This window comes from Streptomyces sp. XY006 (genome assembly GCF_002237655.1).
In the GTDB taxonomy this organism is placed as follows: Bacteria; Actinomycetota; Actinomycetes; order Streptomycetales; family Streptomycetaceae; genus Streptomyces; species Streptomyces levis.
In genome coordinates this window covers 72,956-85,522 of the sequence record NZ_NOKT01000023.1, presented here as the reverse complement: position 1 = coordinate 85,522, position 12,567 = coordinate 72,956, and the positions used below count along the sequence as shown (strand labels likewise).

10 protein-coding genes are annotated in these 12,567 nt (G+C 72.5%); 9 read left to right on the top strand and 1 reads right to left on the bottom strand.

What is annotated here, in order from left to right; genetic code table 11:
• The first annotated feature begins 11 nt into the window (after positions 1 to 11).
• The 5 genes from CHR28_RS25625 (at position 12) to CHR28_RS25605 (ending at position 6,747) form a co-directional block, all read left to right on the top strand.
• Positions 12 to 1,577, top strand: a complete 1,566-nt coding sequence (locus tag CHR28_RS25625; RefSeq protein WP_094056043.1) for a PucR family transcriptional regulator — start codon at positions 12 to 14, stop codon at positions 1,575 to 1,577.
• A 155-nt stretch (positions 1,578 to 1,732) separates the two neighbouring features.
• On the top strand, positions 1,733 to 2,575 hold the full coding sequence (locus CHR28_RS25620) for a nitrilase-related carbon-nitrogen hydrolase (RefSeq protein WP_094056042.1): 843 nt from the start codon (positions 1,733 to 1,735) through the stop codon (positions 2,573 to 2,575).
• Between the two features lie 91 nt (positions 2,576 to 2,666).
• A complete protein-coding gene (gene hydA, locus CHR28_RS25615) occupies positions 2,667 to 4,052 on the top strand; it encodes a dihydropyrimidinase (protein ID WP_094056041.1) in 1,386 nt (461 codons plus the stop codon).
• 11 nt (positions 4,053 to 4,063) lie between these two features.
• A complete protein-coding gene (locus CHR28_RS25610) occupies positions 4,064 to 5,086 on the top strand; it encodes a TIGR03842 family LLM class F420-dependent oxidoreductase (RefSeq protein ID WP_094056040.1) in 1,023 nt (340 codons plus the stop codon).
• A 131-nt stretch (positions 5,087 to 5,217) separates the two neighbouring features.
• Positions 5,218 to 6,747: an NCS1 family nucleobase:cation symporter-1 gene (locus CHR28_RS25605; RefSeq protein WP_094056039.1), complete on the top strand. Its 1,530-nt coding sequence runs from the start codon at positions 5,218 to 5,220 to the stop codon at positions 6,745 to 6,747.
• 22 nt (positions 6,748 to 6,769) lie between these two features.
• Here the strand turns inward: CHR28_RS25605 and CHR28_RS25600 are convergent, their stop codons facing one another.
• Positions 6,770 to 7,438: a hypothetical protein gene (locus CHR28_RS25600; RefSeq protein ID WP_094056094.1), complete on the bottom strand. Its 669-nt coding sequence runs from the start codon at positions 7,436 to 7,438 to the stop codon at positions 6,770 to 6,772.
• Between the two features lie 263 nt (positions 7,439 to 7,701).
• On the opposite strand from CHR28_RS25600, the gene CHR28_RS25595 reads away from it, so the two are divergent.
• The 4 genes from CHR28_RS25595 to CHR28_RS25580 all read left to right on the top strand — a co-directional run bounded on the left by CHR28_RS25595 (position 7,702) and on the right by CHR28_RS25580 (position 12,560).
• Entirely contained in the window at positions 7,702 to 9,525 is a 1,824-nt protein-coding gene (locus CHR28_RS25595; protein WP_094056038.1) for a gamma-glutamyltransferase family protein, read from the top strand.
• A 93-nt stretch (positions 9,526 to 9,618) separates the two neighbouring features.
• The gene (locus CHR28_RS25590) at positions 9,619 to 10,464 is read left to right on the top strand and encodes an inositol monophosphatase family protein (protein ID WP_094056037.1); all 846 of its coding nucleotides are present in this window, start codon (positions 9,619 to 9,621) and stop codon (positions 10,462 to 10,464) included.
• Between the two features lie 180 nt (positions 10,465 to 10,644).
• A complete protein-coding gene (locus CHR28_RS25585; RefSeq protein WP_094056036.1) occupies positions 10,645 to 12,054 on the top strand; it encodes a phytoene desaturase family protein in 1,410 nt (469 codons plus the stop codon).
• Positions 12,051 to 12,560: an O-acetyl-ADP-ribose deacetylase gene (locus tag CHR28_RS25580; protein ID WP_094056035.1), complete on the top strand. Its 510-nt coding sequence runs from the start codon at positions 12,051 to 12,053 to the stop codon at positions 12,558 to 12,560. Before CHR28_RS25585 ends, CHR28_RS25580 begins: the two co-directional genes overlap by 4 nt.
• Positions 12,561 to 12,567: the final 7 nt, after the last annotated feature.

Genomic DNA, 12,567 nt, shown 5'->3' with positions numbered 1-12,567 from the left:
GGAACCGTCACATGACCCTCACCTCGGACTCCCTCGAACCGGCCCTGTCCGTCCGGCAGGTCCTCACCCTGGAGCGGGTGCTCGCCGGGGAGCCCGAGGTGGTGGCCGGGGCGAGCCACCTCGACCGGCCCGTGCGCTGGGTGCACGTCGCCGAGGCCGCCGACGTAGGCGTCATGCTCAGCGGCGGCGAGATGGTCCTCACCACCGGGGTGCTGCTCGCCGGCGACGAGGACAAGCAGGCCGAGTACGTCCGCTCGCTGCACCGCGCCGAGGCGGCGGCGGTCGTCCTCGGACTCGGCCGGGCCTTTCCCTCCCCGCCGGACGTGATGCGCCGGGCCGCCGAGCGGTGCGGGCTGCCGATGGTCGTCCTGCACCGGCCCTTCCCGTTCGCCGAACTGACCGAGGAGGTGCAGTCCCGGCTGGTGCGGCGCAAGTTCGCCGCCGTCAGCCTCTCCGAGGCCGTGCGCACCGAGCTGACGGCCCTCATCACCGCGGGCGCCCCGCTGCAGCGCCTGCTCGACGAGGTCGCGCGGCACAGCGCCTGCCCGGTCGTCGTCACCAACCTCGCCCACCGCGTCCTCGGCACGGCGGGGGAGCGGCCCGCGGTCGACGACGTGCTGCGCGACTGGGAGCGCATCGCCCGGCAGGCCGGGGGCACCGAGGGCGACGGCTGGGTCCGGGCCGAGCTCGGCGGGCGCGGGGAGCGCTGGGGCCGGATCGTGCTGTGCGGCTACCGCGGCGACACCGCCACCGGGCGGCTGCTGGCCGACCGTGCCGCCGAGGCCCTCGTGCTGCACCGGATGCTCGCCGGCGCTGCCGCGTGCTCCTGGGAGGAGCAGTCCGCGCAGAGCCTGCTCACCGACCTCGTCAGCGGTGTCGTACCCGCGCGGCAGCTGCTGCCCCGGGCGCGGGCGGCCGGGCTGCCCGTCAACCGGCGGACGTTCGTGCCGCTGGTCGTCCGCGACGGCGACCCCGTCCGGCTGGAACGGCTGCTGCGGCTGCTCGGCCTGTCCGGACTGGCGGCCGAACTGGCCGACGGCGCCACCGCCGTGCTGCTCAGCTTCGCCCGCGACCAGGATGCGGACGCGCTCACCGCGCGCTTCGCGACCCGGCTGCGCACCGAGTCGGGCACGGACCGCACGGTCGTCGCGGCGGCCGGCGCCCGGGCCGCCTGGGACGACGTACCCACCGGCCTGCGGGAGGCCCAGCACGTGGCGGACGCGGTGACCGACTCCTCCGCCGCCCTCGACCTGCCTCCTGTCGTCCGCCTGAAGGACGTCCACCTGCGCGGCCTGATCCGCCTCCTGCGCGACGACCCGCACGTGCAGTCCTTCGCGGAGCGGGAGCTGGACGGGCTGCTGTACGAGGCGGACGAGGACCTGCTGTCCGTGCTGCGCACCTACCTCGCCACCGGGCGCAACAAGTCCCGCACCGCCCAGCTCCACCACGTCTCCCGGCCGGCCCTCTACCGCCGTCTGGAGGCGATACAGGTCCGCCTCGGGGTGGACCTCGACGACTTCGAGCAGGCCGCCTCGGTGCACATCGCGCTCCTCGCGCACGACGCGCAACAGCAGTGAAACACGCAACCACCTGGGAAAACGGCGGTGAAACATGAGCCCGTACGAGAGTGACACGGTGACACGCCGCACGCCCCGGGACGTGACACGGTGCAACTCAACGACGACGTCCCGGCTTCCTAGGCTCACGGCACACCGAGCGACCGGAGGTCCCGATGAGCCGAGTGATCCGTGCCGCCGTCTTCCAGACCGCCTGGACCGGCGACAAGGAATCGATGATCCAGGCCCACGAGCAGGCGGCCCGCGACGCCGCCGCCCAGGGCGCCCAAGTCCTCTGCTTCCAGGAGCTGTTCTACGGCCCGTACTTCTGCCAGGTGCAGGACCCGGCCTTCTACGAGTACGCCGAGCAGATCCCCGAGGGCCCGATCGTCCGCCGCTTCCAGGCCCTCGCGAGGGAACTGCGCCTCGTGCTGGTGCTGCCGATGTACGAGGAGGAGCAGCCCGGCGTCCTCTACAACACCGCCGCCGTCATCGATGCGGACGGCTCCTACCTCGGCAAGTACCGCAAGACCCACATCCCCCAGGTGCGGGGCTTCTGGGAGAAGTTCTACTTCCGCCCCGGCAACTCCGGCTGGCCCGTCTTCGACACCGCCGTCGGCAAGGTCGGCGTCTACATCTGCTACGACCGCCACTTCCCCGAGGGCTGGCGCGCCCTCGGCCTCGCGGGCGCCGAGATCGTCTTCAACCCGTCGGCCACCTCCCGGGGCCTGTCCGGCTACCTCTGGCAGCTGGAACAGCCGGCTGCGGCCGTGGCCAACGAGTACTTCGTCGGCGCGATCAACCGGGTCGGCGTCGAGGAGTACGGCGACAACGACTTCTACGGCACCTCGTACTTCGTGGACCCGGAGGCCCAGTTCGTCGGCGAGGTGGCGAGCGACAAGGAGCCCGAGCTGGTCGTCCGCGACCTGGACCTGGCCAAACTCCGCGAGGTCCGCGACCGCTGGCAGTTCTACCGGGACCGCGCGCCTGGAGCCTACGGTCCGCTGACGGCCCCCTAGGGGCGCGGGGCTGTATTCGACATGCGGCTGCCGCCGCGTGCGCGCGACCAGCCACGACGAACCCGCACGCACCCACAGTGAGGAGCGCCCGATGACCCGAACACTGATCCACGGCGGTCTAGTCATCACGGCTTCCGACGAAGTCCACGCCGACGTCCTGATCGAGGACGGCCGCATCGCCGCCCTGGCCGCGCCCGGAGTCCTCACCGCCGACCGCACGATCGACGCCACCGGAAAGTACGTCATCCCCGGCGGCGTCGACGCCCACACCCACATGGAGCTGCCCTTCGGCGGCACCTTCGCCTCCGACACCTTCGAGACCGGCACCCGCGCCGCCGCCTGGGGCGGCACCACGACGATCATCGACTTCGCCGTGCAGAGCGTCGGACACGGCCTGCGCGAGGGCCTCGACGCCTGGCACGCCAAGGCCGAGGGCAACTGCGCGATCGACTACGGCTTCCACATGATCGTCTCCGACGTCAACGAGGACACCCTCAAGGAGATGGACCTGCTGGTCGAGGAGGGCGTCACCTCCTTCAAGCAGTTCATGGCCTACCCGGGCGTCTTCTACAGCGACGACGGCCAGATCCTGCGCGCCATGCAGCGCTCCGCCGACAACGGCGGCCTGATCATGATGCACGCCGAGAACGGCATCGCCATCGACGTCCTGGTCGAACAGGCCCTGGCCCGGGGCGAGACCGACCCGCGCTACCACGGCGAGGTCCGCAAGGCCCTGCTGGAGGCCGAGGCCACCCACCGGGCCATCCGGCTCGCCCAGGTCGCCGGCGCACCCCTCTACGTCGTGCACGTCTCGGCGATGGAGGCCGTCGCCGAACTGGCCCGCGCCCGCGACGAGGGACTGCCCGTCTTCGGCGAGACCTGCCCGCAGTACCTGTTCCTGTCCACCGACAACCTCGCCGAGCCGGACTTCGAGGGCGCCAAGTACGTGTGCAGCACGCCCCTGCGGCCGCGCGAGCACCAGGCCAAGCTCTGGCAGGGACTGCGCACGAACGACCTCCAGGTGGTCTCCACCGACCACTGCCCCTTCTGCTTCACCGGCCAGAAGGACCTCGGCCGCGGCGACTTCTCCAAGATCCCCAACGGCCTGCCGGGCGTGGAGAACCGGATGGACCTGCTCCACCAGGCCGTCGTCGACGGGCACATCAGCCGCCGCCGCTGGATCGAGATCGCGTGTGCCACCCCGGCCCGCATGTTCGGCCTGTACCCGAAGAAGGGCACCATCGCCCCGGGCGCCGACGCCGACGTCGTGATCTACGACCCGCACGCCGAGCAGGTCCTCTCGGCCGAGACCCACCACATGAACGTCGACTACTCGGCGTACGAGGGCAGGCGGGTCACCGGCCGGGTCGAGACGGTGCTCTCGCGCGGCGTCCCCGTCGTCACCGAGCGGGAGTACACCGGACACGCCGGACACGGCGTCTTCACCCCGCGTTCCACCTGTCAGTACCTCAACTAGGAGTGGTGCGGATGGACTTCGGACTCGTCCTGCAGACCGACCCGCCGGCCTCGCGGGTGATCAGCCTCATGAAGCGCGCGGAACGCAACGGTTTCACCCACGGCTGGACCTTCGACTCCGCCGTGCTGTGGCAGGAGCCGTTCGTGATCTACAGCCAGATCCTGGCCAACACCACGAAACTGAAGGTCGGGCCGATGGTCACCAACCCGGGCACCCGCACCTGGGAGGTGACCGCCTCCACCTTCGCCACCCTCAACGACATGTTCGGCAACCGGACCGTCTGCGGCATCGGCCGGGGCGACTCCGCGATGCGCGTGGCCGGCCGCAAGCCCAACACCCTGGCCCGGATCAGCGACGCCATGCGGGTCATCCGGGACCTCGGCAGCGGCCGCGAGGCCGACCTCGGCGGCGGCAGCGTCGTCCGGTTCCCGTGGATCAAGCCGGGCGCCGAACTGCCCGTCTGGATGGCCGCGTACGGTCCCAAGGCGCTGAAGATGGCCGGCGAGGAGGCGGACGGTTTCATCCTCCAGTTGGCCGACCTCTATCTGACCGAGTACATGGTCAAGGCCGTGAAGGACGCGGCCGTCGCTGCCGGACGCGACCCGTCGCAGGTGACCGTCTGCGTGGCCGCCCCCGCCTACGTCACCGAGGACGACTCTCCGGGGGCGCTGGCGCACGCGCGCGAGCAGTGCCGCTGGTTCGGCGGCATGGTCGGCAACCACGTGGCCGACCTGGTCTCCAAGTACGGCGAGCACTCGGCCGCCGTCCCCGACGAACTCACCGACTACATCAAGTCCCGCGAGGGCTACGACTACTCCCACCACGGCCGGGCCGGCAACCCGGACACCCGGTTCGTGCCCGACGAGATCGTGGACCGGTTCTGCCTGATCGGCCCGGTCGAGCGGCACATCGAGAAGCTGAACGCCCTGCGCGCGCTCGGCGTGGACCAGTTCGCCGTGTACGACATGCACGACGCGCAGGAGGCCGTGATCGACGCCTACGGTTCCCGGGTGATCCCGGCCGTCAACGGCTGACGCCTCCCCGAACCCCCTTGCTCTCCCCCTTCCCCCGGCCCGGGAAGGGGGAGCAGGACGCCCCCGGGCGCACCCCCCATCGGCATCACCCGCACGGCCATTCCCGTCCCGCCTCCCGATTGGCCCGGCCCATGACCGATACCGCTCCCACGGCCACACCACCCACCACCCAAGTCACCCTCGCCGACGGCCGGGTGGAGATCGCCCCCGGCGCCCCGGCACCGAGCGGTCCCTACGCCAACGAGGACCTGCTGCCGGTCCCCGTCGAAAAGCGCACCTGGACCACGTACAACTTCTCCGCGCTGTGGGTCGGCATGGCCCACAACACCGCCTCCTGGACCCTGGCCTCCGGGCTCATCGCCGTCGGCATGGACTGGAAGCAGGCGGTGTTCACCATCGCCCTCGCCAACGTGATCGTGCTGATACCCATGCTGCTCACCGGGCACGCCGGGCCGAAGTACGGCATACCCTTCCCCGTCTTCGCGCGCGCCTCCTTCGGCATCCGCGGCGCCAACCTGCCCGCCGTCGTACGGGCGTTGGTGGCCTGCGGCTGGTTCGGCATCCAGACCTGGATCGGCGGCGAGGCCATCTACTTCCTGGCCGGGAAGCTGATCGGCAGCGGCTGGACGGACGCCGCGAAGGTCGGCGGCTACGCCTGGACCATGTGGCTGTCGTTCGCGATCTTCTGGGCCCTGCAAGTCGTCATCATCTACCGGGGCATGGAGACCATCCGCCGCTTCGAGAACTGGGCGGCGCCCTTCGTGCTCGTCGGCGCGTTCGTGATGCTGTGGTGGATGAGCGACAAGGCGGGCGGCTTCGGACCGCTGCTGGACCAGCCCTCGAAGCTCGGCTGGGGCGCCGACTTCTGGACGCTGTTCGCCCCCGCCCTCATGGGCATGATCGGCTTCTGGTCCACGCTGTCGCTGAACATCCCCGACTTCACCCGCTACGGCAGGAGCCAGAAGGCCCAGACCTGGGGCCAGGCCCTCGGCCTGCCCACCACCATGACGCTCTTCGCGTTCCTGTCGGTGATGGTCACCTCCGGCAGCCAGGCCGTCTACGGCGAGGCCATCTGGGACCCGGTCCAGCTCGCGGCGAAGACCGACAACACGGTCGGCCTGCTCTTCGCGCTGGTCACCGTCCTGGTCGCGACCCTGTCCGTCAACGTCGCCGCCAACCTGGTCTCCCCGGCGTTCGACTTCTCCAACATCGCGCCCCGCCGCATCAGTTTCCGCGCCGGCGCCCTCGCGACCTGCGTCCTCGGCGTGCTGATCTTCCCGTGGAAGCTGTACTCCGACCCGCAGGGCTACATCTTCACCTGGCTCGGCCTGGTCGGCGGTCTGCTCGGCACCGTCGCGGGCATCCTCATCGCCGACTACTGGATCCTGCGCCGCTCGAAGCTCGACCTCGCCGACCTGTACCGCCCGGGCGGCCGCTACTGGTACGAGGGCGGCTGGAACTGGCGGGCCGTCGTCGCCTTCGCGGCCGGGGGCGTCCTCGCCGTCGGCGGCGCCAGTTTCAAACCGCTCGTCGACGGCCGTCCCATCCCGGCACTCGCCGATCTGGCCGACTACGGCTGGGCCGTGGGCCTGGGCACGTCGATGGTGCTGTACCTGCTGCTGATGGCGGTGCGCGGCCGCGGGGCCCGCCGAGCGGGGTGAGGACCGCCGCGCCGGAGGGCGTTCAGCCCTTCTCGCTCTCCAGCGCGGCCACCGCTTCCTTCGCGGCCTTGATGGCACCCTTGTTGATGGTGTCCGTGTCGGGCGCCTTCTTCGACTCGAAGTCGCTGCCGTTGTAGGTGATCGTCACCAGCGCGTTGGACGCGCGGGCGACCACGACGCCCTCACGGGTCTGCTGCTTGTCCTCGGTGGTGAGGTTCACGACGGAGTACGCGCTGTCCCCGAGCCCGGGGACGGCCCCGCCGCCGCTCCTGCGCTCCAGCTGCTCCCGGTACGACTTCTCGGCCGCCTCGTCCGAGGCCAGCACCTCGTAGGACACGTCGAGCCAGCGGTAGTCGTAGCCCTTGAGCGCGTTCCAGGAGCAGGTCCGGCGCAGCTTCGCGTCCGTGGAGGGGATCTCCTTGCCGGCCGTTTTGGCGCCCGGCACCAGCGACTCGATCGTCTTCTTGGCCACGCTCTCGCACGGCGCGGGCGCCGCCCCGTACGTCTTCGACACCGTCGACGTCGAGGGGGCGGAGGCGGACTGGGTCTCGGTCTTCTCCTCGGCCGGCCTGGGCTCGGCGGCCGTCGGCGCGGCGAGCGGACCGGACGACAGCGCCCAGCCCGCCGCGGCGAGCACGGCCACCGGGGACAGGCGCGCGGTCAGGGCGAGAGGCAGGGGTAGAGAACGCACGGCGCCCTTCTCGTGGGGGACGGACGGTGCGGAACGGGTCCGCACGGCGGACGGGACGACAGTGTCACACGAGTCCCTGTGGTGCGGAAGGGCGAACTCGCTGCGTGGCCAGGCGGTGACGGTGCCTCACCACGGACCCTCGCGATTCCGGGTGTTTGCATGGCCCGTGGGGGATTTGCGCACCCCCGTGAGGCCCATGTTTTGTCGGGGCCGCGACAGGAGAGGGGACGAGTGCCGTACGACGACGAGAGGTGACGAGTCGCGTGTTCACGTCCCGCCCGACCCTCCAGGGCACCTTCGGCATGGTCTCCTCCACCCACTGGCTGGCCTCCCAGGCGGCGATGGCCGTGCTGGAGGACGGTGGCAACGCCTGTGACGCGGCTGTCGCGGGCGGGTTCGTGCTGCATGTCGTCGAACCCCACCTCAACGGCCCGGCCGGTGAGGTGCCGATCCTGTACGCCCCGCCCGGCGGGGAGGCGCGGGTGGTGTGCGGGCAGGGCGTCGCGCCCGCCGGGGCGAGCGTCGCGCACTACCGAGGCCTCGGCCTGGACCTCGTCCCCGGCACCGGACCGCTCGCCGCCGCCGTGCCCGGCGCCTTCGACGCCTGGATGCTGCTGCTGCGCGACCACGGCACCAAGAGCCTCGACGACGTCCTGAAGTACGCCATCGGCTACGCCCAGCACGGTCATCCGCCCGTGGAGCGCGTCGGCCAGACCGTCGAGACCGTGCGGGAGCTGTTCAAGAGCGAATGGACCTCCTCGGCGGACGTCTACCTGCCCGGCGGCAAGGCGCCGCGCCCCGGCGAGCTGTTCCGCAACCCCGCGCTCGCGGCCACCTGGAAGCGGCTGCTCGCCGAGACCGCCGGAGCCGGCGACCGCGAGGCACGGATCGACGCGGCGCGGCAGGTCTGGCGCACCGGCTTCATCGCCGAGGCGCTCGTCCGGCAGGCCGCCCGCCCCACCCTCGACACCAGCGGCACCCACCACACCGGCACCCTCACCGCCGCAGACCTCGCCGCCTGGTCCGCGACCTGGGAGACACCGGCGACCTACGACTGGAACGGCTGGACCGTCTGCAAGCCCGGCCCCTGGAGCCAGGGCCCCGTCCTGCTGCAGCAGCTCGCCCTGCTCCCGCCCGAGCTGCCCCCGTACGGCTCGGGCGAGTACGTCCACCTGCTGATCGAGAACTGCAAGCTCGCCATGGCGGACCGGGAGGCCTGGTACGGGGACGCGGCCGACGTGCCGCTCGACGACCTGCTGTCCACCGCGTACAACACGGCCCGCCGCGCCCTCGTCGGCGAGCGGGCCGAGCACGACCTGCGGCCCGGCGGCCCCGGCGGGCGCACCCCGCGTCTGAGCGCGCACGCGCGCGTGGCCGCCGCCCGGGACGGCTTCGCCGCGCTCGGCGCCGGCGAGCCCACCGTCGCGAAGCTCCCCACCTCGCCCGTGCCCGGCGAACCGGAGATCCTGCCCGACGGCAGCACCCGGGGAGACACCTGTCACCTCGACGTCGTCGACCGCTGGGGCACCATGGTCGCGGCCACGCCCAGCGGCGGCTGGCTCCAGTCCAACCCCGTCGTGCCCGAACTCGGCTTCCCGCTCGGCACCCGGCTGCAGATGACCTGGCTGGAGGAGGGCCTGCCGAGCACCCTCACCCCCGGCCGCCGCCCCCGCACCACCCTGTCCCCGTCGATCGCCCTGCGCGACGGCGTGCCCGTCCTGGCGTTCGGCACACCCGGCGGAGACCAGCAGGACCAGTGGCAGCTGCACTTCCTCCTGGCCCTGGCGCTGCGCCCCCAGGTCCGCGGCGGGCTCGATCTGCAGGGCGCGATCGACGCCACGAACTGGCACAACGACGGCTTCCCCGGCTCCTTCCACCCGCGCGGCATGCGCCCCGGCAGCGTGACCGTGGAGGCCCGCACCGATCCGGCCGTCGTCGCGGAGCTGCGGCGGCGCGGCCACGAGGTGACCGTGGGCGCCCCCTGGTCGGAGGGCCGGCTCTGTGCGGTCGCCCGCGACCCGGAGACGGGCGTGCTGTCGGCGGCCGCCAACCCGCGCGGCATGCAGGGGTACGCCGTGGGCCGGTGACCGCGCCCCTGCGCACGGCCGAGTTCACCGTGAGGCCACCCGGGGTGCACCCGGCGGGTGGGGATTGTCAGCGGCGCGTGTTGTAGTGGAGGGGTGATCGACAGCAACGAAACCATCGAAGAGTTTCTCGTCCAGCACGCCTCCGACGTCGAAGAGGCCATCCGCAAGGCGGCCTCCACGGAGATCCTGCCGCGCTGGCGCCGCCTCGCCGCGCACGAGATCGACCAGAAGACCGGGCCGCACGACCTGGTGACCGACGCCGACCGCAAGGCCGAGCTGTACCTGACCGAGGAGCTGGTCGCCCTGCTGCCCGGCTCGGTCGTGGTCGGCGAGGAGGCGGTGCACGCCAACCCGGCCTCCTACGAGGCGATACGCGGCGGGGCCCCGGTCTGGATCATCGACCCGGTCGACGGCACACGGCAGTTCGTGCGCGGCGAGGCCGGATTCTGCACCCTGGTCGCGCTCGCCCTCGGCGGCACTGTCCTCGCCTCCTGGACCTACGCCCCGGCCCGCGACCGGCTCGCCACCGCCCAGCGGGGCAAGGGCGCCCACCTCGACGGGGAGCGGCTGTTCGCCGGCGTCCCCGAGCCCGGCCGCGACCTGCGCGTGGCCACCTCCCACCCGGACTACACGACGGACGAGCAGAAGCACGCCCTGCTCGGCCTGCGCACCGAGGGCGTCGCGCCGCGCTCGTGCGGCTCGGCCGGCCTGGAGTACCTCGCCATCGCCCGCGGCGAGTCCGACGCCATCGCCTTCTCCTGGGAGGCGGCCTGGGACCACGCGGCCGGTCTGCTCCTCGTCGAGGAGGCGGGCGGCGCCCATCTGACCCTGACCGGTGAGCCGTTCCGCATCACGGGCGGCAACGCCCTGCCGTTCACGGCGGCCCGGGACGCGGCCACGGCCCGCCGGATCGCGGCCCTGCTGGCGGGCGGCGGATGACGGCGGACGGGTTGCGTGGTGCGCACAGACGATGACCGTGCGTGTGCGTGCGGGGGCGGTCACCGTCGCAAACCGGTCGTCCCGAGCGGATGTCCCCCGCGGCCGGTGACTGTCAGTCCCCGGGCATATCCTGATCCCCCAGTGGCCGTCGGCTGACGAAGGGGTCCGAAGGTGCCGTCGATGCTCGATGCCGTCGTAGTGGGTGCGGGACCGAACGGACTGACCGCGGCGGTGGAGCTGGCCCGGCGCGGCTTCTCCGTCGCCGTCTTCGAGGCCAGGGGCACCGTGGGCGGCGGAGCCCGCACGGAGGAGCTCACGCTGCCCGGCTTCCGGCACGACCCGTGTGCCGCGGCCCACCCCCTCGCCGTCAACTCCCCGGCGTTCCGTGCCCTGCCGCTGGAGCGGTACGGCCTGGAGTGGCTCCACGCCGAGCTGCCCATGGCCCACCCCTTCCCGGACGGCACGGCGGCCGTGCTGTCCCGGTCGGTCGGCGAGACCGCCGCCTCCTTCGGACCCCGTGACGCCGGTGCCTACCGCAGGCTGGTCGAGCCCTTCCTGCCCCGGTGGGACAGGCTCGTGCGGGACTTCATGTCCCTGCCGCTCACGGCGCTGCCCCGCGACCCGGTGACCCTCGCCCGCTTCGGGCTCGCCGGCCTGCCCCCGGCGACCCTGCTGATGCGCCGCTTCCGCGACGAACCGGCCCGGGCGCTGTTCGCCGGGCTCGTCGGCCATGTCATGGCACCGCTCGGCGGGTTCGCCACCGGCGCCGTCGGCCTGGTCTTCGCGCTCGCGGCGCACGCGCGTGGCTGGCCGCTCGCCCGGGGCGGTTCCCAGGCGCTCTCCGACGCCCTCGAAGCCCACCTGCGCGACCTCGGCGGCGAGGTCCACACCGACTACGAGGTCAAGCGCCTGGACGACCTGCCACCCGCCCGGGCCTACGTCTTCGACACCTCGCCCACCGCCCTGGCCCGCATCGCCGGCTTCGGCAGCCACTACGCCGGCTACCGCTACGGACCGGGCGTGTTCAAGATCGACTACGCGCTGGACGGGCCCGTGCCGTGGACCGCGAAGGAGGCCCGCGCCGCCGGCACGGTGCAGATCGGCGCGGACAGCGCGGAGATCGGGGCGGCCCTGCGCGCGGCGTCCCGCGAGGGCAGGGCCCCCGACCGGCCGTTCCTCATCACGACCCAGCCGAGCGTCGTCGACCCGACCCGCGCCCCCGAGGGCAAGCACGTCTTCTGGGCCTACGGACACGTCCCGCACGGCTGGACGGGCGACCTCACCGACGCCGTGGAGCGTCAACTGGAGCGCTTCGCGCCGGGGTTCCGCGACCGCGTCCTGGCCCGTGCCACGGCAGGACCGCCCGAACTCGCCGCCCGCAACGCCAACTACGTCGGCGGTGACATCGCCACGGGCGCGGCCTCCGGCCTGCAGCTCCTGCTCCGCCCGAAGCTCACGCTCTTCCCGTACCACACGCCCCACCCGGCGATCTTCATCTGCTCCTCGGCGACCCCGCCGGGCCCCGGCGTGCACGGCATGTCCGGACACAACGCGGCCAAGGCCGTCTGGAAGCGACTGAGGCAGACGTGACCATCATCGAAGCGGTCCAGGGCGACATCACCCACGAGAGCGTCGACGCGATCGTCAACGCGGCCAACTCCTCGCTGCTGGGCGGGGGAGGGGTCGACGGCGCGATCCACCGGCGCGGCGGCCCGGCGATCCTGGAGGAGTGCCGCAAGCTGCGCGCCTCCCGGTACGGCAAGGGCCTGCCGACGGGCCAGGCCGTCGCCACCACCGCCGGCGACCTCGACGCCCGCTGGGTCATCCACACCGTCGGCCCCGTCCACAGCACCACCGAGGACCGCTCGCACCTCCTCGCCTCCTGCTACCGCGAGTCCCTGCGCGTCGCCGGCGAACTCGGCGCCCGCACGGTCGCGTTCCCCGCCGTCTCCACCGGCGTCTACGGCTGGCCCATGGACGACGGTGCCCGCATCGCCGTCGAGACGGTCCGGGCGGCGGACACGGCGGTCGAGCGGGTCAGGTTCGTGCTCTTCGACCGGCAGGCGTACGAGGTGTTCGCCGCCCGGCTGCGCTGAGACAGCG

Bases quoted from the DNA above. Each gene is read 5' to 3' on its own strand.
- CHR28_RS25625 (WP_094056043.1), top strand. From the start codon at position 12: ATGACCCTCACCTCGGACTCCCTCGAACCGGCCCTGTCCGTCCGGCAG.
- CHR28_RS25620 (WP_094056042.1), top strand. From the start codon at position 1,733: ATGAGCCGAGTGATCCGTGCCGCCGTCTTCCAGACCGCCTGGACCGGC.
- hydA (WP_094056041.1), top strand. From the start codon at position 2,667: ATGACCCGAACACTGATCCACGGCGGTCTAGTCATCACGGCTTCCGAC.
- CHR28_RS25610 (WP_094056040.1), top strand. From the start codon at position 4,064: ATGGACTTCGGACTCGTCCTGCAGACCGACCCGCCGGCCTCGCGGGTG.
- CHR28_RS25605 (WP_094056039.1), top strand. From the start codon at position 5,218: ATGACCGATACCGCTCCCACGGCCACACCACCCACCACCCAAGTCACC.
- CHR28_RS25585 (WP_094056036.1), top strand. From the start codon at position 10,645: ATGCTCGATGCCGTCGTAGTGGGTGCGGGACCGAACGGACTGACCGCG.